Source organism: Roseateles cavernae (assembly GCF_040187885.1).
Taxonomy (GTDB): Bacteria; Pseudomonadota; Gammaproteobacteria; order Burkholderiales; family Burkholderiaceae_C; genus Roseateles_E; species Roseateles_E cavernae.
The window spans coordinates 147581-168797 of sequence record NZ_JBDPLH010000006.1; the positions used below are offsets into that span (position 1 = coordinate 147581).

The window sequence follows — 21217 nt, forward strand, 5'->3', positions numbered from 1 at the left end:
CTCCAAGGAGCTGACATGAACCAAAACCTGCACCAATACGCCGACATCTCGGTCGGCAACACGAGCAGCGTCGAACGCAACCGCGTGCTGCGCAACACCTACTGGCTGCTGGCCCTGTCCATGGTGCCCACCGTGCTGGGCGCCTGGCTGGGCGTCAGCACCGGCATCGCCCGCGCGATGTCGCCGATGGTCAGCCTGATCGTCTTCATGGCCGGTGCCTTCGGCTTCATGTACGCGATCGAGAAGACCAAGAACTCGGCCGCCGGCGTGCCGATGCTGCTGGCCTTCACCTTCTTCATNCTGGGCGTCAGCACCGGCATCGCCCGCGCGATGTCGCCGATGGTCAGCCTGATCGTCTTCATGGCCGGTGCCTTCGGCTTCATGTACGCGATCGAGAAGACCAAGAACTCGGCCGCCGGCGTGCCGATGCTGCTGGCCTTCACCTTCTTCATGGGCGTGATGCTGTCGCGTCTGGTCGGCACCGTGCTGGGCCTGGCCAATGGCGCCAGCCTGATCATGACGGCCTTCGCCGGCACCGGGGCGATCTTCCTGGGCATGGCCTCGCTGTCCTCGGTGATCAAGCGCGATCTGAGCTCGATGGGCAAGTTCCTCTTCATCGGCATGATCATGTTGCTGGTGGCCGGCATCGCCAACATCTTCCTGCAGTCCAGCGCGCTGATGATCACGCTGTCGGTGCTGGCGATCGGCATCTTCTCGGCCTTCATCCTGTATGACCTGAAGCGTGTGCAGGACGGCCTGGAAACCAACTACATCACCGCCACCCTGGGCGTCTACCTGAGCATCTACAACGTGTTCCAGTCGCTGCTGGCCCTGCTGGGCATCTTCGGTGGCCGTGACGAGTAAGTAGAGCCCCCGCCCGCGAGTACGCGGACGCCCCCCGAGGGGGCGCAAGTCGTTCTTGGGGCGGCCCGGCGAACGACTTGTAGCTGATCGAGAAGCAAGGGCGGGACTTATCATCCCGCCCTTGCTCATTTCTGCGCCCGCCGTCTGTGTCCCGCGTCCAAGCCAATCTGCTGCTCGTTCTCATCGCCCTGATCTGGGGCTCGGCCTTTGTCGCGCAAAGCCATGGCATGGCCGATGTCGGGCCTATGGCCTTCACCGGCGTGCGCTTCCTGATCGGCGCCCTGGTCGTGGCCCCGCTGGCCTGGCGCGAGTGGCAGGGCCTGCAGCGGCAGAACCGCGCGCTGCAGCCGGTCGACGGGCTGAAGATAGCCGGCCTGGGCAGCCTGCTGCTGCTGGGCGCAGCGATGCAGCAGATCGGCATCGTCAGCACCACGGTCACCAATGCCGGCTTCCTGACCGCGCTGTATGTGCCGCTGGTGCCGGTGCTGGGCTGGCTGCTGCTACGCCAGCTGCCGCACTGGTCGGTCTGGCCCGGCGCACTGGCCTGCCTGGTGGGCGCCTTCCTGCTGTCGGGGGCTCACACGCTGCAGGTCAGCCTGGGAGACAGCTGGATCATCGCCTCCGCCCTGCCCTGGGCCCTGCATGTGCTGCTGGTCGGCCGGGTGGCCGACCGGATGAACGCGCCCTTTCTGGTGGCGGGCGGGCAGTTCCTGGTCTGCGGTCTGCTGGCGCTGGCCTGGGCCCTGCTGTTCGAGCCGCTCAGCTGGGCCGGTCTGCAGGCGGCGTCGCTGCCGATTGCCTATACCGGGCTGCTGTCGGTCGGCGTGGCCTTCACCGCCCAGGTGGTGGCCCAGCGCTATGCCCATGCGGCCGATGCCGCCATCATCCTGTCGTCAGAAACGCTGTTCGCGGCCCTGTTCGGCTATCTGCTGATGGGGGACCGGCTGGGTGAGGCCGGCCTGCTGGGCTGTGGCCTGATCCTGGCCAGCATGCTGGCGATCCAGCTGCTGCCCCTGCTGCGGACCCGGAAACCGGTGTTTATTAGCGAAAACCCTTAGGTTTTTCACAGGGTTTTCACTTAGTCATGCCAGAATCACTCCCGAAGTCATTCATTTGAATGGCAACGGAGACTCAAATCATGACCAATGCTAATATTTCGCTGAGCCAGAACAACGCCTACCTGCTGGCCGATTCCGCCAGCGCGTCCAGCGGCCGCATCGAGACCTATGCTTTTGCAGCCCTGCTGGCCCTGTTCGGCGCCACCTCGCTGCTGGCCCTGCTGGGCGCCTGATCGACCGGGCAGTTCGCCCGGGCACAGTGCCCGCTAAAGTTCGAACGCCGTCGTCTTCTTGACGGTTCGCAGCACCAGCATCGAGTTCGAGCGCGCCACGCCGGGCAGATGCATCAGCACATCGCTGTGCAGGCGCTCCAGGTCTTCGGCATCCTTGTAGGCAAAGCGCAAGAGATAGTCATTGGTGCCGGCCACATAGAAGCAGTCCAGGATCTCCGGCACATCGCGCACCGCCTGCTCGAAGGCACCCAGCGCCTGCGGCGTCATGCGCTCCAGATTGATGATGGTGTAGCTGGTGCCGGGCTTGCCCACCGCCTTCGGGTTGACCAGGGCCACATAGCCGGCGATCACCCCCGCATCCTCCAGCTGCTTGACCCGGCGCAGACAGGCCGATGGCGACAGATGCACCCGCTGCGCCAGCTCCACATTGGAGCGCCGGCCGTCCTGTTGCAGCTCCCTGAGGATGGCCCGGTCAATCGCATCCAGTTGCACTTCTGAGCCCATCGTTCGAATTTCCTGCGGTTTGATCGACAAATCATCGCACGAAGATGCGAAAACACGGGTTAACGCCAGGCCATTGCGCCTGCATATTGCGCGCATCCCTGTCTAGACTGGTCGGCATTCAAGGAGCCCTGCCATGTCTGACCACGCCCCCAATCCCGCGATGGACGCCTACTGGATGCCGTTCACCGCGAACCGCCAGTTCAAGAAGGCGCCGCGCCTGCTGACCCGCGCCGACGGCATGTACTTCACCGACGACAAGGGCCGCCAGATCCTGGACGGCATTGCCGGCCTGTGGTGCGTCAACGCTGGCCACAACCGGCCCAAGATCGTCCAGGCCATCCAGCAGCAGGCGGCCGAGCTGGACTTCGCCCCGCCCTTCCAGATGGCCCACCCCAAGGCCTTCGAGCTGGCCGAACGGCTGGCCGCGCTGACCCCGGCCGGGCTCAACAAGGTGTTCTTCACGAACTCGGGTTCGGAGTCGGTCGAGACCGCGCTGAAGATGGCCATTGCCTACCACCGCGTGCGTGGCGAGGGCGCGCGCACCCGGCTGATCGGCCGCGAGCGCGGCTATCACGGCGTCAATTTCGGCGGCATCTCGGTCGGCGGCATGGTGGCCAACCGCAAGATGTTCGGCACCCTGCTCAGCGGCGTCGACCATATCCGCCACACCCATGACCACGCGCGCAATGCCTTCTCGCTCGGCCAACCGGCCCATGGCGCCGAGTTCGCCGACGATCTCGAGCGCCTGATCGCGCTGCATGACGCCAGCACCATCGCCGCGGTGATCGTCGAGCCGGTCGCCGGCTCCACCGGGGTGCTGATCCCACCGCAGGGCTATCTGCAGCGCCTGCGCGAGATTTGCGACAAGCACGGCATCCTCTTGATCTTCGACGAGGTCATCACCGGCTTCGGCCGCACCGGCAACCCCTTCGGTGCCCAGACCTTCGGCGTCACGCCGGACCTGATGACGGTGGCCAAGGGCCTGACCAATGGCTGCGTGCCTATGGGCGCGGTGTTCGCCAAGCAAGGCATCCACGATGCCTTCATGAACGGGCCCGAGCACCTGATCGAGTTCTTCCACGGCTACACCTACTCGGCCCATCCGCTGGCCTGCGCCGCCGCGCTGGGCACCCTGGATACCTATGCCGACGAGGGCCTGCTGACCCGCGCGGCCGAGCTGCAGGGCTATTTCGCCGAGAGCCTGCATGCGCTGAAGAACGAGCCCCATGTGATCGACATTCGCAATATCGGCCTGGTCGGCGGCATCGAGCTGGCGCCGCTGCCGGGCGAGCCGGCCAAGCGTGCCTTCAACATCTTCCTGGACTGCTATGAGAAGGGCCTGCTGATACGCACGACCGGCGACACCATCGCGCTGTCGCCGCCGCTGATCATCGAGCGCAGCCATATCGACCAGATCGTCGACACCTTGCGCGGCGCCTTGAAACGGGCGGCTTGAAACAGGGCATGATGGGGTCACTTCGGTGGCCCTTTGTGTTTATGACGCTGTCTTCCCGAAAACCCGTGGTGCTGGTGCCGGCCTGCAACCGCATGATGGGTGAGCATCCCTTCCAGATGGCCGGCAAGAAATACATCGATGCGGTGCGCCTGGCCGGCTGCCTGCCGCTGATCGTGCCGGCCAGCACGCCCGACGAGCTGGACGAGTTGCTGGCCCTGGCCGACGGCCTGCTGCTGACCGGCTCGCAGAGCAATGTCCACCCCAGCCATTTCGGCGAGACCGTGCATGACCCGAGCCTGCCGCTGGATCCGCTGCGCGATGCCTGGACCCTGCCGCTGATCCCCAAGGCGCTGGCCCTGGGCCTGCCGCTGCTGGGCATCTGCCGCGGCTTCCAGGAGGCCAATGTGGCGCTGGGCGGCAGCCTGCACCAGGCCGTGCAGGAGCAGCCGGGGCTGCGGGACCATCGCGCCGTCAAGGGCCAGCCGCCCGAGATCCAGTACGCCAGCGCCCACCCGGTCCAGGTCCTGCCCGGTGGCCAGCTGGCCGCGATCCTGGGGTCGAGCGCGCCCATCGAGGTCAACTCGCTGCACGGCCAGGGCATCAAGCGCCTGGCGCCGGGCCTGCGCGTCGAGGCCCTGGCCGAGGACGGCCTGGTCGAGGCCTTCACGGTGGCCGATGCGCCGGGTTTCTCGCTGTGCGTGCAATGGCATCCCGAGTGGCTGGCGCACAGCAACCCGATTTCCCAACATCTGCTGCAGGCCTTCGGACAGGCCTGTCGCGAATACCCAAGCAAGCGCGGTATGCGGACCTAGGAGCCCCGCCCGCCAACCGGCCAAGTCAATCAATCGAGGAGGTGCAGCATGGTGGTGCGAGACAAGTTCACATTCAGCGAGCTGGAGCAGTGGTTCCGCGAGCACGGGGTCACCGAGATCGAGTGCCTGGTGCCCGATCTGACCGGCGTGGCGCGCGGCAAGATCCTGCCGCGCGAGAAGTTCACCGAGGACCGCGGCATGCGCCTGCCCGAGGCCGTGGTCGCGATGGGCGTCACCGGCGAGTTTCCCGAGGAAGGCCCTTACTACGATGTCATCAGCCCGAACGACCGGGACATGCATCTGCGCGCCGACCCCACCACCGCCCGCCTCGTGCCCTGGGCCAGCGATCCGACCGCGCAAATCATCCACGACTGTTTCGACCGCCATGGCCAGCTCGTGCCCTTCGCGCCGCGCTCGGTGCTGCGCCGGGTCTGCGGCCTGTTCGACGACGAGGGCTGGGAGCCGGTGGTCGCGCCCGAGCTGGAGTTCTATCTGGTGGCCCGCAACAGCGACCCTGACATGCCGCTGAAGCCGCCGGTGGGCCGCAGCGGCCGCGCCGAGACCTCGCGCCAGGCCTACTCGATCGACGCGGTCAACGAGTTCGACCCGCTGTTCGAGGATGTCTACGACTACTGCGAGAAGATGCAACTCAATGTCGACACCCTGATCCACGAGATCGGCGCCGGCCAGATGGAGATCAACTTCTTCCACGGCCATCCGCTGGGCCTGGCCGACGAGGTCTTCTTCTTCAAACGCACGGTGCGCGAGGCCGCGCTGCGCCACGATATGTTCGCCACCTTCATGGCCAAACCCATCGCCGGCGAGCCAGGCAGCGCGATGCATGTGCACCAGAGCCTGGTCGACAAGCGCAGCGGCCGCAATCTGTTCAGCAACGAGGACGGCACGCCCAGCCGCGAGTTCTTCTGGTACATCGGCGGCCTGCAAAAACACATCCCGGCCGCAATGGCGCTGTTCGCGCCCTATGTCAACAGCTACCGCCGCCTGGCCCGCCACACCGCCGCGCCGATCAATATCCAGTGGGGCACCGACAACCGCACCGTCGGCATCCGCGCGCCGCTGGCGCCGCCGGCCGCGCGGCGCGTCGAGAACCGCGTGATCGGCGCCGATGCCAACCCCTATGTGGCGCATGCCGCGACCCTGGCCTGCGGCTATCTGGGCATCAAGAACCGCATCGAGCCGACGGCCGAATGCAAGGGCGATGCCTATCTGGGCGACTACCAGCTGCCGCGCAGCCTGGGCGAGGCGCTGGCCCTGCTGCGCGCCGACAAGGAGCTGGCCGCCGTGCTCGGCGAATCCTTCATCACCGTCTATTCGGAGATCAAGGAGATCGAATATGCCGAGTTCATGAAGGTGATCTCGCCCTGGGAGCGCGAACACCTGCTGCTGCATGTCTGAGGAGGACCCGCGATGAGCCAGATCCATCCACAAGCCGCGCTGATCGAGCGCCGCAGCACCGGCGAATGGCAGCGCGCCGACGCCGCGCATTTCCTCCACCCCTTCACCGACTTCAAGGGCCTGGCCGCCAAGGGCTCGCGCATCATCGAGCGGGCCGACAACATTTATCTGTGGGACAGCGAGGGCCACAAGATCCTCGACGCGATGAGCGGGCTGTGGTGCGTCAATGTGGGCTACGGCCAGCAGTCGCTGATCGATGCCGCCGCGCGCCAGATGAAGGAGCTGCCCTTCTACAACGCCTTCTTCCAGACCGCGACGCCGCCCGCCATCGAGCTGGCCGAGCTGCTGGCCGAGGTCACGCCACCGCAGTTCCAGCATGTGTTCTTCACCGGCTCGGGTTCGGAGGGCAATGACACGGTGCTGCGCATGGTGCGGCGCTACTGGGACATCCTGGGCCAGCCGCAGCGCCAGACCGTGATCGGCCGCATCAACGGCTATCACGGCTCGACGATGGCCGGTGCCTCGCTGGGCGGCATGAGCGGCATGCATGCCCAGGGCGGGCTGCCGATACCGGGCATCGCGCATATCGATCAGCCGCACTGGTTCGCGCTGGGCCGCGAGCAAAGCCGCGAGGATTTTGGCCTCAGCGCCGCGCGCTGGCTGGAGGCCAAGCTGCTGGAGCTGGGCCCGGAGAACGTCGCCGCCTTCATCGGCGAGCCGGTCCAGGGCGCCGGCGGCGTGATCGTGCCGCCGGCCAGCTACTGGCCCGAGATCCAGCGCATCTGCGACCAATACGGCGTGCTGCTGGTCAGCGACGAGGTGATCTGCGGCTTCGGTCGCACCGGCGCCTGGTTCGGCTGCGAGACCCAGGGCTTCAAGCCCGATCTGATGACCTTCGCCAAGGGCGTGACCTCGGGCTATATCCCCCTGGGCGGCGTGATGGTGGGCGAGAGGATCGCGCGGGTGCTGATTGAGCAGGGCGGCGAGTTCGAGCATGGCTTCACCTACTCGGGACACCCGACCGCCTGCGCCGTGGCGCTGGCCAATATCCGGCTGCTGCGCCAGCTCAATCTGGTCAAGCATGTGCAGGCCAGCACTGGCCCCTATCTTGCCGCGCAGTTTGCCAAGCTGGCCGAGCAGCACCCGCTGGTCGGCGAGGCGCAGAGCTGCGGCCTGATGGGCGCGCTGCAGCTGGTCAGGAACAAGACCACGCTGCAGACCTTCGCGCCCGAGCTGGGCGTGGGCATGCTTTGCCGGGCCCACTGCTTCGGCAACGGCCTGATCATGCGCGCGGTCGGTGACCGCATGATCGTCGCGCCGCCGCTGGTGACGACGCTGGCGCAGATCGACGAGATGCTGGGCCTGATTCGGCGCTGCCTGGACCTGACCCTGGACGATGTGAGCCGGCGCGGCTGGCTCTGAGGCTCGAAAGCTGGGGGGATGTAGGGCGCCGCCGTGCGCAGTAGACTGGCCGCGCCTTCTCCGAGGAGTGCGCCATGATGATGACTGCGACCGAGAAACTGGTGGTGGTGTTCCGTTCACGGCTGCGCGCCGATGCCGATATGGCCGCGCTGGAGCCGCTGGGGCAGCGGATGTATGAGGTGGCCAGCACGATGCCGGGCTTTCTCTCCTACAAGGACTTCGCGGCCGCCGATGGCGAAACGCTGACCCTGGTCGAATTCGCCGATGCCGACACGCTGCGGGCCTGGCGCGAGCATCCCGAGCACCGTGAGGCACAGCGCCGCGGCCGCGAGGAGTTCATGAGCGAGTATCAGATCGATGTCTGCCGGCCCGAGCGTTCCTATGCCTTCCGGGCCGGGGGCTGAGCCATGGACCCCGCCGCCATCGCCGCCGGCGTCATCGCCGCCCTCGCCCCCTATCTGGCCAAGGCCGCCGGCAAGTTCGCCGAGGGCGCCGGTCAGGCCGCTCTGGATCAGGGCGGCAAGCTGTTCGACAAGCTGAAGGCCCGCTTCGCCGCCGCGCCGGTCGAGCACAAGCAGTTGCAGGACCTGCAGGCCGCGCCGCAGGACCCACTCAACCAGATGGTGGTTCAGAAACTGCTGCGCGACGCGCTGGAGCGGGACCCCGCCTTCGCACGCGAGCTGGCCGAGCTGCTGCAGGGTCTGGCTGCGACCGGCCCGGCCCAGCAGTTCAATGTGCGGGCCGACAGCATAGGCAGCGTCGTCAACGCCGGTTCGGTCCAGACCCTGAACATCGGGCGCGGGTCCGACAAGCCATGAGCGGCGACACCTCGGCCGATCGCATCGAGAACCTGATCCAGATCGCCAGCCTGGGTGCGCTGAACCTGGGCCAGCCCGCGCGCGACGCGTCGCATGTGATTCCCGAACCCGAGCTGCGCCTGCCCCAGCACGCCATCGTCGGCCGCAGCGAGCTGGTGGCCGCCGTGCTGGCGGGCATCGAGGCCGGCCAGCAGGACTTCGCCTTCGAGTTCCTGCCCGGCATCGGCAAGACCACGGTGGCGGCCGAGCTGATACGCCACCAGGCGCTGCGCGGCCGCTTCGACGGCGTGCTGTGGGCCCATCTGGGCCAGACGCCCGATGTGCATGGCGAGCTGGTCAAATGGGCCGAGGCCGTCGGCCTGGACGAGGCCACGATCGCCAAACGCAAGAACGATGGCGAGCTGGGCCGCGCGATCGCGGCCCGTATCGGCGAGCGCCGGGTGCTGCTGGTCGTTGACGATGTCTGGACCTCGGCCGAGGGCCAGTACTTCATGCTGGCCGGCCCCCACATCACGCGGGTGCTGACTTCGCGCAAGCGCGGGGTCGCGCGCGATCTGAACCCCCGGGCCCAGGTCCATGTGGTGCCCAAGCTGGCACTGGACGAGAGCCTGCGCCTGCTGCGCGCGCTGGCGCCGCAGGCCGCCGAGGCCGAGCCCGAGGCCCTGCGCATGCTGGCGGACCGGGTCGACGGCCTGCCGCTGGCCCTGGTGCTGCTGGGCCGCATGCTGCGCAACAACGAGGATGAGAGCCGGCCGGTGCAGGATCTGCTGGCCTCGCTGAGCGATATCCGCCGCATGTTCGCGGCCAAGAAGCCGATGGAGTTTGCCGAGAACGCCAGCTTCAGCCTGGCCGAGGTGGTCGAGGCCGGCTACAGCCAGCTGGGCAGCTCGGGCCTGCTCAACGGCGAGCCCACCGACGCCCAGCAGCTGCGCGAGGCGGTCACGGCGCTGGCGGTGCTGCGGCCCGATCCGATCTGGTTCGACGAATCGCTGGCGCTGAGCGTCGCCGAGGTCAGGCCGGTGCTGCTGCGCCAGCTGGTCCAGGCCGGCATGCTGGAGCGGCGCGCGGCGGCCCGGCCCGGCGGCGAGCCGCGCTACACGATGCACCGGGTGATCGCCGAATACCTGCGCAGCAAGCTGCCGACGGAGCGGCTGCAGCTGCTGAACACCCGCGCCGCCTACTACTACCTGGCCCAGCTGAAAGCCATCGAGGAGCAGTACCAGAAACGCAGCCACTATCTGGGCCTGTACCGCTACGAGAACCCCGACTGGCGCGAATCGCAGGACAACTGGCTCTACCACTTCGCCCAGGCCGGCTACAGCCGCGACGCGACGATGGCCTTTCTGCGTGTCTGGCTGACCGCGTTCTGGTGGTGGAGCTGCTTCACCGACGAGGGCTTCGACTTCTGCGACCAGTTGCTCAATGAATGGGCCCACCGGCTGAGCCTGTCCGCGCCCGAGGCCGGCAGCGGCGCGCTGCTGCAGGCGCAGAGCGGCGAGCGCATCAACCAGCTGCTCGAGGGGCTGGACCTGTTGCGCCGCTTCAAGCTGGCCTATCCCAAGGAGACGGTCGAGCGCAGCCAGGGCTTCTGGCCGGACGTCGAGGCCACGCTGGGCGAGATCCGCAGGCGCGCCCAGCTCGACGCTGCACCGCCCGACGGCGACAAGCCCGATGCCTGCGTCGTGCGCGGTCTCACGAGCATCTTCCTGGCCGAGGCGGCGCGCTTTGGCCGACAGGATTTCTCCGCCGCCGAGACCCGCTATCGCGACGCACTGGCCCTGTTTGTCGAGATCGGCGACGAGTGGACCCAGGCCTGGGTCCTCTACCACCTGGCCGATATGCAGATCCAGCGCGGCCAGCCGGCACTGGCCCGGCCCTTGTGCGAGCAGGCGCTGCGCCTGGCCGAGCGCGAGCAGGATCCCGAGGTCGTGGCCCTGCTGCAGCGCGCGCTGGGCGATGTCGAGCTGCAGGGCGGCGAGCTCGATGCGGCGCGCCAGCACTATGCGCAGGCCTTGCAGGCGGCCTATCTGTTCCAGGTCAGCCCCGAGCCACCCGATGCCTACACGGTGAGCTTCTACCCCGAGCTGGCCGAAGCCGTGGCCGAACGCCTGCTGGTCCTGCAGGCCAGCGAACCGGCGGCCGCCCAGGCGCTGGCCCGTGACCTGCGGCACCCCTGGCTGCGGGCCCAGGGCCTGCCGGACTCGGCCGAGCCTGTCGAGATTGCCGGCAGCACGGCCGCCGCGCTGGCCGCCCGGCTGTTCGCGCCGGCCCTGCCGCTGGAGCAGCTGGGCGCCGAGGGTGCGGCCTATGCCCAGCGCGTGATCGAACATCTGTCCCGCATGCAGCAAACAGCGGCCGACGAATAGGCCATGATGTCGGCTGTCGCACAGCCCCAGGCTCAACACCATGACTCAGACTTCCCGCATCGACTGGCACGCCCGTGCCGCCAGCCTGCAGGCCGACGGCCGCGCCTTCATCGCCGGCCAGCGCGTCGCCAGCGCCAGCGGCGAGACCTTCGCCAAGCATTCGCCGATCGACGGCCGGTTGCTGGGCGCCATCGCGCGCGGCCAGGCGGCCGATATAGCCGCCGCCGTCGCCAGCGCCCGCGCCGCCTTCGATGATGGCCGCTGGTCCGCCCGGCCGCCGGCCGCGCGCAAAAAGGTGCTCTTGCGCTTCGCCGATGCGATCCTGGCGGCCCGCGACGAGCTGGCCCTGCTGGAGACGCTGGACATGGGCAAGCCGATCCAGTACGCGCTGACGGTCGATGTGCCGGCCGCCGCGCGCTGCATCGCCTGGTATGCCGAGGCCATCGACAAGGTCTATGACGAGATCGCGCCGACCGGGCCGAATGCGCTGGCCCTGATACAGCGCGAGGCCATGGGCGTGATCGGCGCCATCGTGCCCTGGAACTACCCGATGATCATGGCGGCCTGGAAGCTGGGCCCGGCCTTGGCGGCCGGCAATTCGGTGGTGCTCAAGCCCAGCGAGAAGTCGCCGCTGACCGCGCTGCGCCTGGCCGAGCTCGCGCTGGCCGCCGGCCTGCCCGAGGGCGTATTGAATGTCGTGCCCGGCTACGGCCATGAGGCCGGCGAGGCGCTGGCCCTGCATATGGAGGTCGACGCGGTGGGCTTTACCGGCTCGACCCGGGTCGGCCGCAAGATGCTGGAGTACGCCGGCCGCTCGAACCTGAAGCGGGTCTACAACGAGCTGGGCGGCAAGTCGGCCTTCATCGTCTTTCCCGATTTCGACGACATCACCCGTGCCGCCAAGACCGTGGCCGGCGCGATGTTCTTCAATCAGGGAGAAAGCTGCAACGCGCCCTCGCGCGTGCTGGTGCACGAGAGCATCGCCGATCAGTTCGTCGAGCTGGTCGCGGCGCAAGCGCCCAGATACCAGCCCGGCGACCCGCTGGACGCCGGCACCGTGATGGGCGCCATCGTCGACGAAACACAGCTGAAGACCGTGCTGGGCTATATCGAGTCCGGCACATCGGAAGGAGCCCGCGCCATCGTCGGCGGCCGCCAGGCGCGCAGCGACAGCGGCGGCTTCTATGTCGAACCCACCGTGTTCGACGGCGCCACCAACCAGATGAAGATCGCCCGCGAGGAGATCTTCGGCCCGGTGATGAGCGTGCTGCGCTTCAAGGACGAGGCCGATGCCGTGGCCCAGGCCAATGCCAGCGCCTACGGCCTGCAGGCCAGCGTCTGGAGCTCGCACATCGACCGCGCCCACCGCGTCGCCCGCGCGCTGAAGGCCGGCACCGTGCATGTCAACCAGTACGACGAAGACGACATCACCGTGCCCTTCGGCGGCTACAAGCAAAGCGGCAATGGCCGCGACAAGTCGCTGCACGCCTTTGACAAGTACACAGAGCTGAAGACGACCTGGCTGCGTATCAACGCCGGTTGAACAGCGGCGGCGCCCTCATTTCGAGGTCTGGCCCAGGTCCCCGCTCCTGAGCTTGTTGGCCAGCCGCGGATCATCGATCCGTATCTCCATCTGGCCTTCGCGCTGCTGACGCGGATCCTTCCAGAGCAGGCGCACCGGCAGGATCAGCCGACCGACATAGCGCTGGCTTCCCACCACATGGGCCACGGGGATCAGGATCTCGTTGCTCAGGCGCTGCGACTGCTGGGCCGGCTCCATCAGCTGACCCAGGCCATGGGGTTTGGGCTCACCCTGGAAGCTGGCCGTCATCGCGCTGTAGAGCCCGCCCTGGCCGCCGCGCTGCGCATCGAAATCGCGCTGATGGGCCAGCAAGCGCAGCTCGGTGGCCGGGGTGTTGCCGACATTCATCAGGCGCAGGCAGACGACCTGGCGCAGCAGCAGGCTCTGATCGGCCGCCCGGCTCATCAGGTGATAGTGGGCCTTCCAGGCCTTGGCGGCGTCGCGCATCTGCTGCTCCTGCTGATCGTCCAGCCAGACCAGGTTCAGCAGGCCGTCGTCCATGCCACGGGCAAAGTCGTTGGCGGTCAGCACCTGCCACTCGGCCACCAGCCGCACCGAGTTCTCGAAAGCCTTGTTCTTCAACTCCAGCTGGCGCAGCTCCGCCTCCAGCAGGGTCGAGCGGTTCCTGGCCTCCTTGACCTGGGTGTCGATCTCGCTGGTCACCGTCGCGATGAAATTCGTCTTTATCGCGACGAAGACGCCCAGGCCGGTCGAGATCAGGCCCAGCACCAGACCCAGGGACTTGAGCCGCTCATCCAGGCTGGGCGTGGCGGGCTTGTCGGATTCCGGCATGGTCGGCTCCTGTGGCGGCGATGCCGGAATCCTGCCTCGTCGGGGAGCGCGACGCAAACCCGTCCTCCATTCGATGCGGGATCCGCCGTCCGGTTCACAGCGCCAGGAAGTGATGCACGGCTGGCCGCTCCGGGCCGATATGGAACTTCAGCGCCTCGCCCTGCAGATCGGCGTCGGCCTGCGAGACGCGCTGGTGCTGGCGCAGATGCTCGGCCCAGGACTCGACCAGGAACCACTCCATCAGCCGCTCCGGCTCGGCCGTGTGCTCGGTGATGCCCCAGGCATAGGCACCGTCGCGTCGGCGCTCGATGGCCAGGCGCTTGAGCGCGAGCAGGAAGGCCTCGCGGTCTTCGCGGCGAACGCGGTACTCGATCTGAATCATTACCGGCCCGCGATCATCAGCGACCGGCTCGGCCAGCAGCGGCTCGGGCCAATGATTGGCGGGCTGCAGATCGGCCTCGCCGGCGGGCAGCTTGAGCCGGTGGAAGATCAGCGCGACCACCGTCAGACCTGCAGCGCCGGCGGCCAAGGTGGCCGGCACGCCGATCTGCTGCGCGATCAGGCCCCAGCCCAGGCTGCCGGCCGCCATCGCGCCGTTGAACACGGTCAGATAGACCGCCAGGCCGCGGCCGCGCACCCAGTTCGGCAGGATGGCCTGGGCCACACCGTTCAGCGTGGTCAGCGCGATGATCCAGCCCAGGCCGAGCAGCAGCATCAGCACGACGGCGGCCCAGCGCGGCGGCGCGGCCACCAGGGCCGCCATCACGGCGGCCGCCAGCAGCGAGGCCAGCAGTACCAGGCCGTCGACATCCAGACGCTGGCGCAGGCGCGGCATCAGCACCGCGCCGAGGATGGCGCCGGCGCCGACCGCGCCCAGCATCAGGCCGTAGAAGCCGGCCGTGCCGCCCAGCATCTGCCGTGCCACCAGTGGCAGCAAGGCCCAGACGGCGCTGGCGAACAGGAAGAACACCGCCGCACGCAGCAGCACGGTATGCAGCTCGGGGCTGGCGCGGGTGTAGCGCAGGCCGGCGCGGAAGGCACCAAGAAAATCTTCTGACAGCGCGCTCTCGCTCGGTGCCGGACGGCGCCACCACAGCAGCGCGGCGATCACGAAGACATAGCTCAGCACATCGACGCCATAGGTCAGCGCGGCGCCGAAGCTGGCCAGGATCAGGCCGCCGGCCGCCGGCCCGATGGCGCGGGCGATATTGACGCCTAGCGAGTTCAGCGCCACCGCATTCCTCAGGTCTGAACGCGGCACCAGCTCGGGCACGATGGACTGCCAGGTCGGCCCCATCAGCGCCGCGCCGATGCCGCCGACAAAGGTCAAGGCGATCAGCGAGCCGACCGACTGCAGGCCCAGCCAGGACAGGGTCAGCAAGGTCGCGCTGACGGCGCCCAGCAGCACTTGCACGCCGATCAGGAAGCGGCGCCGGTCGAGGATGTCGGACAGCACGCCGGCCGGTATCGCCAGCAGAAAGACCGGCAGGGTCGCGGCGGTCTGTATCAGCGCGACGGCGGTCGGGCTGGCCGACAGATCGGTGATCAGCCAGGCGCTGGCGACATCGCGCATGAAGCTGCCGATATTGCCCAGCACCGTGGCCGCCCACAGCACCGCGAACACCGGCTGGCGCAGCGGCGCGAAGCTGCCCGAGGACGATGGCGAGGAGGAGGCCTTGCTCGCTTCAGCCATGGCGGTCCTGCCAGTCGTGCCAGGCCACCAGCAGCAAGCCGCCGACCAGGCCCCAGTGCTCGAAGAAGGCATTCATCAGCATGAAGCGCTCATGGCCCGAGGATTCCCAGTAGCGGTTGGCCATGAAGGTAGCCGCCGCGGTGAAGACCGCCAGCGCCAGAGCGCCGAGCCAGCGCAGCCGGCCCGTCAGGATCAGCGCGGCGGCGCCCAGCTCCAGCACGATCACCGCCACCGCAAACAAGGGCGCCGGCTGCAGGCCGAAGTGCCTCATCTCGCCGACGGCACCGGGGAAGTCGAAGAGCTTTACCAGACCGCCCTGCAGATAGGCAGCGCACAGCAGCAGCAGGCACAGCCAGCGCAGGCCCGCATTCATCCTGATTGCCATGTTCACACCGCCCAGCAGGCGCAACCCAGCGCACCCCAGAAACTCTTGAAATCGGACACCGGCGCATTGCTGGCCCAGGACTTGGCATGCTGGTGGCCGTGCACCTGGCAGGCGGTGGCGCAGGCACAGGCCTGCTCTTGCATGACCGCTTGCAGTGGCTTGCCCTCCTGCTCGCCCCAGGCGCCATAGCCCTTGAAGCTGCGCACCGGCGACCAGTCCGGCATGGCCGGCGGCAGCGTGGCCTCGTCATCCGAGGCGAAGGGGCCGGCGCCATAGACCACCTTGCCGCCGACCACGGTCAGCAGCGCGGTGGTGTCGATGATCTCGCTCTCGGCGCAGGCGAAGAAGTCGCGGTCCGGTACCAGCAGGTCGGCCAGCATGCCCTCCTCGATGCGGCCCTTCTTGCCCTCCTCGTTGGAGAACCAGCAGACGTTCTCGGTCCACATCCGCAGCGCCTGTTCGCGATCCAGGCAGTTGCGCTGCGGCGTCAGCTGCAGGCCGCCGACGGTCTTGCCGGTGATCAGCCAGGCCAGCGAGACCCAGGGGTTGTAGGAAGCGACGCGGGTCGCGTCGGTGCCGGCCGAGACCTTCATGCCCTTGCTCAGCATCTTGGCCACCGGCGGCGTGGCCTCGGCCGCGCCGGAGCCATAGCGCTCGACGAAGTACTCGCCCTGGTAGGCCATGCGGTGCTGCACCGCAACGCCGCCGCCCAGCGCCGCGATGCGGTCCATCGAGCGTTCGGAGATCGTCTCGGCATGGTCGAAGAACCAGTTCAGCCCGGCCAGCGGCACGTCCCGATTGACCCGCTCGAACACATCGAGCGCGCGGCTGATGGTCTCGTCATAGGTCGCATGCATGCGCCAGGGCCAGCGGTTCTGCGCCAGGATGCGCACCACCCCGTCGAGGTCGTCCTCCATCTCCGGCCCCATCTCCGGGCGCGGCTGGCGGAAGTCCTCGAAGTCGGCGGCCGAGAACACCAGCATCTCGCCGGCGCCGTTGTGGCGGAAGTAGTCGTCGCCCTGCTTGTAGCTGGAGCTGGCGGTCCAGTTCAGGAAGTCGGCTTTTTCCTGCTTGAGCTTTTGCGTGAACAGGTTGTAGGCCAGGCGAATGGTGAGCTGGCCGGCATCGGCCAGCTGCTGGATCACCTGGTAGTCGTCGGGATAGTTCTGGAAGCCGCCGCCGGCATCGATGGCGCCGGTCACGCCCAGGCGGTTGAGCTCGCGCATGAAGTGGCGGGTCGAGTTCAGCTGGTATTCGACGGGCAGCTTCGGCCCCTTGGCCAGCGTGGCGTAGAGGATGGACGCATTCGGCTTGGCCAAGAGCAGGCCGGTCGGGTTGCCGGCGCTGTCGCGCAGGATCTGCCCGCCGGGCGGCTCGGGCGTGTCGCGGGTGTAGCCGACGGCGCGCAGCGCGGCGCCGTTCAGCAGCGCGCGGTCGTAGAGATGCAGGATGAAGACCGGGGTGTCGGGTGCCACCGCGTTCAGCTCCTCCAGGGTCGGCAGGCGCTTCTCGGCGAACTGGTGCTCGGTGAAGCCGCCGACCACGCGCACCCATTGCGGCGCCGGCGTGATGTCGACCTGGCGCTTGAGCATGGCCATCGCATCGGCCAGGCTCTTCACGCCGTCCCAGCGCAGTTCCAGATTGAAGTTCAGGCCGCCGCGGATGATGTGGATATGGTTGTCGATCAGGCCCGGCAGCACGCGGCGGCCGCCCACATCGATGATCTTGGTCATCGGCCCGGCCAGGGCCATCACGGCCTGCTCATCGCCGACGCGCAGGAAGCGGCCGTCCTTGATGGCCACCGCCGAGGCCGTGGGCTGGGCCCGGTTCAGCGTCGTGAACTGGCCGCGATGCAGGATCAGATCGGCGGTTTCAGACATGCCTGGACTCCTGGACGGCGGACTTCTCGGCGCACTTGGGCAGCTCGCCGAACATATGCGGCTTGACCTGATGATGCAGCCAGGAGACCGGCGCGGCCTCGGTCTGCATCAGCTTCTTCACCAGCGGCGGCAGCTGCTCGCCGACAAGAATGCCCAGAAGCCCCACCAGCGCGATCACCGGCGGCGCCGGCGAGCGCACATTGAACAGCGCGTAGATCACGCCGACCAGCAGGCCGATGGCCAGGGACAAGAGGTAAGGCTTCATGGGCATGTCCTTCAGATCAGCCTTCGTGCGCGCCGAACATGGACTTGGCATAGATGATGCCCAGGCCATAGGCGCCGCCGAACTTCTTGGCGATGCCGGTGGTCAGCTCGTAAGTCTCGCTGCGGGCCCAGTCGCGCTGCAACTCCAGCATGTATTGCAGTGCGGTCATCGGGCGCACGCCGGCCTGCACCATGCGCTCGACCGCGCGCTCGTGCGCCTCGTCCGAGACGTCGCCGCAGGCATCGGTGATCACATAGACCTCGTAACCCTGGTCCAGCGCCGACAGCGTGGGCCCGACGATGCAGACCGAGGTCCACAGGCCGGCGAAAACCAGGCGGCTCTTGCCGATCGCATTGACCTGCTTGATAACGGCGGCGTCCTCCCAGGTGTTCATCGAGGTCCGGTCCAGCAGGGCCTGGCCCGGGAAGGCGGCGGTGATCTCGTCGAACATCGGGCCCGAGAAGCTCTTCTCGGCCACCGTGGTCAGGATGGTGGGCACCTTGAAGCCGGCGGCGGCGTGGGAGATCAGGGCGGCGTTGTTGCGCAGCGCGATCGCGTCGATGGACTTGGTCGCGAAGGCCATCTGCGACTGGAAGTCGATCAGGACCAAGGCATGGTCGGTCGGCGTCAGCAGCTTGGCGCCGGCGGTGGGAGTGGCGGTGATGGGCATGGCGATGCTTCTTTCAGACAGTCAATTGAGAAAACGATGGCGTATCAGCCTTGCAGAAAGGCCAGCAAGTCGGCGTTGAGCTTGTCCTTGTGCGTGTCGGCCAGGCCATGGGGCGCGCCGGGGTAGACGACCAGCTTGGCGTTCTTGATCAGCTTGGCCGCAGCCAGGGCCGCCGCAGCGATAGGCACGATCTGGTCGTCATCGCCATGCAGCACCAGCGTCGGGATGTCGAACTTCTTCAGGTCTTCGGTGAAGTCGGTTTCCGAGAAGGCCTTGATGCAATCAAAGGTGGCCTTGTGGCTGGCCATCATCCCTTGCATCCAGAAGGTGTCGACCAGGCCTTGCGAGAGCTGGGCGCCCGGGCGGTTGAAGCCGTAGAAGGGCCCGGAGGCGATGTCCTTGTAGAGCTGGGCGCGGTTGGCGCGCTCGCCGGCGCGGATGCCGTCGAACACCTCGATCGGCAATCCGCCGGGGTTGGCCTCGGTCTTCAGCATCAAGGGCGGCACGGCCGAGATCAGACCGGCCTTGGCGACGCGCTTCGTGCCATGGCGGCCGATATAGCGCGCCACCTCGCCGCCGCCGGTCGAGAAGCCGAACAGCGCCGCACCCTGGATGTCCAGCGTGTCCAGCAGCGCGGCCAGATCGTCGGCATAGGTGTTCATCTCATGGCCGCCCCAGGGCTGGCTGGACCGGCCATGGCCGCGGCGGTCATGGGCGATCACGCGGTAGCCATGCTCGGCCAGGAACAGCATCTGTGCTTCCCAGCTGTCCGCGTTCAGCGGCCAGCCGTGGCTGAAGACCACGGGCTGACCGCGGCCCCAGTCCTTGTAGTAGATCTGCGTGCCGTCTTGGGTGCTGATGGTGTTGCTCATCGAAGAAGCTCCGGTGGTGGGCGAATGGCGGTCGTGCAGACAATGCTGCAGACTCGGTCGCCAGCATAGGAAAGCCTCGACGCGGCCGCCACCACAGGATGGCCTGACACTCGCTAGCCCATTGGAGGCAGTCGGCCCACGGGCCGCAGCCACTCAGAGCCGTATCAGCCCGCGCTTGAGCGCGATCGAGACCGCATGGGTGCGGTCCTTGGCGCTGAGCTTGGCCAGGATGCTTTTCATGCGCGCCTTGATCGTCTCTTCGGACACCGACAGCATCGCGCCGACCTCGCGGTTGGAATTGCCGGCGGCAATGCGCTGCAGCACCTCAATCTCGCGCTCGGTCAGCGGCTCCTCGCCGGCATGGCTGGCCAGCTCGACGGCGATCTCGGCCGGGATCCAGCGCCCGCCGGCGTGGACGGCGCGGATCGCCGCCAGCAGATCGGTGCGCAGCGAACTCTTCAGCAGATAGCCCAGCGCGCCGGCCCTCAGCGCTCGCCAGGACTGGGCATCGCCCTTGTAGGTGGTCAGCACCAGGATGCGGGCCTGCGCAAACTCGGCGCGGATCGCGGTGATCGCCTGCACCCCGTCCATCTCCGGCATCTGCACATCCATCAGCGTGATGTCGGGCCGCAGCTGCCGGAACTGCGCCAGCGCCTCCAGGCCGTTGCCGGCCTCGCCGACGATCTGCATATCGGCCTGGCGTTTGATGACCGCAGCAATGCCTTCCCGCAGCAGCGGGTGATCGTCGACCGTCAAGACCCGGATGGGCCGATCTGTGTGCTGCACTATCGCTCCCACTATCGCTTCATGTCCCCGTGTTGCTGCGCTGGCTGGCCGTGACTTTAACTGCTGTGGCCAGGCCCGCCCGAGGCCTCGACGATTACTCTTTCGGGTAGTCGCGATACACCCCGCCGGGGGTGGCTGCCATCACTCCGTTTGCCGATGATAGAGGCCGATGCCGGCACGCTTGCCGGGAGCGGAGGTCAGATGTTCACGACAACAAAACCCGATATCGCGGTGCTGCACAGCACCCCCTTGACCGCCGCCGGCCTGGCCGCGGCCCTGGACGCCGATTGGCAGGTCCGGCAGCTGTCCGCGCTCGACGCCGGGCAGCTGCCGGCGCCCGGCGAACCGGTGCCGTCCATGGTCGTCGCGGACTACAGCTGCGGCCTGGCGCTGATGCGGCAGTACAAGGCCCTGCCCTGGTTGCGCCAGCGCCAGCCGCGCTGCCTGATCGTCACCGAGGCCACCCGCTGCTGGCAGGTCCGGCAGGCACTGGAGCATGGCGTGCAAGGCTATCTGGGCGCCGACTGCAGCCTGCAGGAGTTGCGCGAGGCGGTGCGCGGCGTCCACCAAGGCCAGCGCGTGCTGTGCGCGGCCGCCGCCGCCAGCATGGCGGAAAGTATGGCCCAGACCGCGCTGACGGCGCGCGAAATGGATGTGCTGCTGCTGCTCGGCGAAGGGCTGGACAATAAATCGATCGCACTGCGCCTGGACATCGCGCTGGGCACGGTCAAGTCCCATGTCAAGGCGGTGCTGGACAAGCTCGATGCCAGCAGCCGCACGCACGCGCTGGCGGCCGCGCTGCAGCGCGGGCTGATCGGCGACGAGCGCCGCGCCGCGCCGATGCGGCAGGCCTTGTCGGCCGCCTGCTGAGCGGGCCCGGCCTAGACAAGCCCATCGCGACCGGCCAGCGCCTCACGATCAGCCAGCAGCAGCGCATCGGCGCGGTCCAGCAGCCGCTCCAGCGCCAGGCGCGCAGGGTCCTGGCTCGGGAAGCCCTCGGCGATCGACTGCAGTTGCAGCAACAGGCCTTGCACCCCCTGCACCAGCACATCGTGGGCGGCCTGCTGCGCCTGCTCGCGCGCGCGTTGCCGGGCTGCACGCCGCCGTATAGCCGCCCGGTACCACCACAGACCCAGCAGGCCCGACAGCAGCAGCAATGCGGGCCAGACCAGGACAGGCAGCATCTGAAGGCCGGTCTGCTGATACCCCATGAATGGCCCGTCTCCGAATGGCTTGAGCGACAGCGTCGGGACTGTCTCCGAGACCCGTGTCGCGGATCTTGCTGCAAGCCTAAGACCGGACTCAAGGCCCGGCCACTCTCATTGGAGCTAGGGCTTTGTGGG

21 protein-coding genes and 2 pseudogenes are annotated in these 21217 nt (G+C 67.8%); 13 read left to right on the forward strand and 10 right to left on the reverse strand.

Annotated elements, in window-relative coordinates; genetic code table 11:
- Positions 1-15: 15 nt before the first annotated feature.
- The 4 genes and pseudogenes from ABGI63_RS25900 to ABGI63_RS17240 all read left to right on the forward strand — a co-directional run.
- Positions 16-165: pseudogene (locus ABGI63_RS25900) on the forward strand (BAX inhibitor (BI)-1/YccA family protein); the annotation flags it as partial.
- 135 nt (positions 166-300) lie between these two features.
- Positions 301-864: pseudogene (locus tag ABGI63_RS17230) on the forward strand (Bax inhibitor-1 family protein); the annotation flags it as partial.
- Positions 865-1010: 146 nt separating this feature from the next.
- Positions 1011-1922, forward strand: coding sequence for a DMT family transporter (locus ABGI63_RS17235; RefSeq protein WP_349743582.1), 912 nt, complete (start codon positions 1011-1013; stop codon positions 1920-1922).
- Positions 1923-2002: 80 nt separating this feature from the next.
- A complete protein-coding gene (locus tag ABGI63_RS17240) occupies positions 2003-2155 on the forward strand; it encodes a hypothetical protein (protein ID WP_269841368.1) in 153 nt (50 codons plus the stop codon).
- A 33-nt stretch (positions 2156-2188) separates the two neighbouring features.
- On the opposite strand, the gene ABGI63_RS17245 is transcribed toward ABGI63_RS17240, so the two are convergent.
- Positions 2189-2659 (reverse strand): Lrp/AsnC family transcriptional regulator, encoded by a 471-nt coding sequence (locus tag ABGI63_RS17245; protein ID WP_137945008.1) that lies wholly within the window; start codon positions 2657-2659, stop codon positions 2189-2191.
- Positions 2660-2792: 133 nt separating this feature from the next.
- Between ABGI63_RS17245 and aptA the strand changes: the two genes are divergently transcribed.
- The 8 genes from aptA (at position 2793) to ABGI63_RS17285 (ending at position 12492) form a co-directional block, all read left to right on the forward strand.
- Positions 2793-4115, forward strand: coding sequence for an omega-aminotransferase AptA (aptA, locus tag ABGI63_RS17250; RefSeq protein WP_349743583.1), 1323 nt, complete (start codon positions 2793-2795; stop codon positions 4113-4115).
- A 41-nt stretch (positions 4116-4156) separates the two neighbouring features.
- Positions 4157-4927 (forward strand): gamma-glutamyl-gamma-aminobutyrate hydrolase family protein, encoded by a 771-nt coding sequence (locus ABGI63_RS17255; protein WP_349743584.1) that lies wholly within the window; start codon positions 4157-4159, stop codon positions 4925-4927.
- Positions 4928-4975: 48 nt separating this feature from the next.
- Positions 4976-6343 (forward strand): glutamine synthetase family protein, encoded by a 1368-nt coding sequence (locus tag ABGI63_RS17260; protein ID WP_137945005.1) that lies wholly within the window; start codon positions 4976-4978, stop codon positions 6341-6343.
- Positions 6344-6355: 12 nt separating this feature from the next.
- The gene (locus ABGI63_RS17265) at positions 6356-7765 is read left to right on the forward strand and encodes an aspartate aminotransferase family protein (protein ID WP_349743585.1); all 1410 of its coding nucleotides are present in this window, start codon (positions 6356-6358) and stop codon (positions 7763-7765) included.
- A 74-nt stretch (positions 7766-7839) separates the two neighbouring features.
- A complete protein-coding gene (locus ABGI63_RS17270; RefSeq protein ID WP_262972743.1) occupies positions 7840-8169 on the forward strand; it encodes an antibiotic biosynthesis monooxygenase family protein in 330 nt (109 codons plus the stop codon).
- A 3-nt stretch (positions 8170-8172) separates the two neighbouring features.
- Positions 8173-8583: a hypothetical protein gene (locus ABGI63_RS17275; protein WP_137945004.1), complete on the forward strand. Its 411-nt coding sequence runs from the start codon at positions 8173-8175 to the stop codon at positions 8581-8583.
- Positions 8580-10949 carry an NB-ARC domain-containing protein gene (locus ABGI63_RS17280; protein WP_349743586.1) on the forward strand — a complete coding sequence of 790 codons (2370 nt, stop codon included), beginning with the start codon at positions 8580-8582 and terminating at the stop codon, positions 10947-10949. The genes ABGI63_RS17275 and ABGI63_RS17280 overlap by 4 nt, the downstream gene beginning before the upstream one ends.
- Before the next feature lie 40 nt (positions 10950-10989).
- On the forward strand, positions 10990-12492 hold the full coding sequence (locus ABGI63_RS17285; RefSeq protein ID WP_349743587.1) for an aldehyde dehydrogenase: 1503 nt from the start codon (positions 10990-10992) through the stop codon (positions 12490-12492).
- 15 nt (positions 12493-12507) lie between these two features.
- Here ABGI63_RS17285 and ABGI63_RS17290 read toward each other — a convergent pair whose 3' ends face one another.
- From ABGI63_RS17290 to ABGI63_RS17325, 8 genes are all read right to left on the reverse strand, one after another.
- Positions 12508-13323 carry a hypothetical protein gene (locus ABGI63_RS17290; RefSeq protein ID WP_349743588.1) on the reverse strand — a complete coding sequence of 272 codons (816 nt, stop codon included), beginning with the start codon at positions 13321-13323 and terminating at the stop codon, positions 12508-12510.
- A gap of 94 nt (positions 13324-13417) precedes the next feature.
- Entirely contained in the window at positions 13418-15016 is a 1599-nt protein-coding gene (locus tag ABGI63_RS17295; protein ID WP_349743589.1) for an MFS transporter, read from the reverse strand.
- The gene (locus tag ABGI63_RS17300) at positions 15009-15401 is read right to left on the reverse strand and encodes a DoxX family protein (protein WP_262972737.1); all 393 of its coding nucleotides are present in this window, start codon (positions 15399-15401) and stop codon (positions 15009-15011) included. The genes ABGI63_RS17295 and ABGI63_RS17300 overlap by 8 nt, the downstream gene beginning before the upstream one ends.
- Positions 15402-15403: 2 nt before the next feature.
- Entirely contained in the window at positions 15404-17281 is a 1878-nt protein-coding gene (locus ABGI63_RS17305) for an amidohydrolase (protein WP_349743590.1), read from the reverse strand.
- On the reverse strand, positions 17274-17546 hold the full coding sequence (locus ABGI63_RS17310; protein ID WP_137944997.1) for a XapX domain-containing protein: 273 nt from the start codon (positions 17544-17546) through the stop codon (positions 17274-17276). Before ABGI63_RS17310 ends, ABGI63_RS17305 begins: the two co-directional genes overlap by 8 nt.
- 16 nt (positions 17547-17562) lie before the next feature.
- Entirely contained in the window at positions 17563-18216 is a 654-nt protein-coding gene (locus ABGI63_RS17315) for a hydrolase (protein ID WP_349743591.1), read from the reverse strand.
- A 44-nt stretch (positions 18217-18260) separates the two neighbouring features.
- Positions 18261-19088: an alpha/beta fold hydrolase gene (locus tag ABGI63_RS17320; protein WP_349743592.1), complete on the reverse strand. Its 828-nt coding sequence runs from the start codon at positions 19086-19088 to the stop codon at positions 18261-18263.
- Positions 19089-19241: 153 nt separating this feature from the next.
- Positions 19242-19874 (reverse strand): response regulator transcription factor, encoded by a 633-nt coding sequence (locus ABGI63_RS17325; RefSeq protein ID WP_349743593.1) that lies wholly within the window; start codon positions 19872-19874, stop codon positions 19242-19244.
- 201 nt (positions 19875-20075) lie between these two features.
- Between ABGI63_RS17325 and ABGI63_RS17330 the strand changes: the two genes are divergently transcribed.
- Positions 20076-20744 (forward strand): response regulator transcription factor, encoded by a 669-nt coding sequence (locus ABGI63_RS17330; RefSeq protein ID WP_349743594.1) that lies wholly within the window; start codon positions 20076-20078, stop codon positions 20742-20744.
- 11 nt (positions 20745-20755) lie between these two features.
- Here ABGI63_RS17330 and ABGI63_RS17335 read toward each other — a convergent pair whose 3' ends face one another.
- On the reverse strand, positions 20756-21058 hold the full coding sequence (locus tag ABGI63_RS17335) for a hypothetical protein (protein ID WP_349743595.1): 303 nt from the start codon (positions 21056-21058) through the stop codon (positions 20756-20758).
- Positions 21059-21217 lie beyond the last annotated feature (159 nt).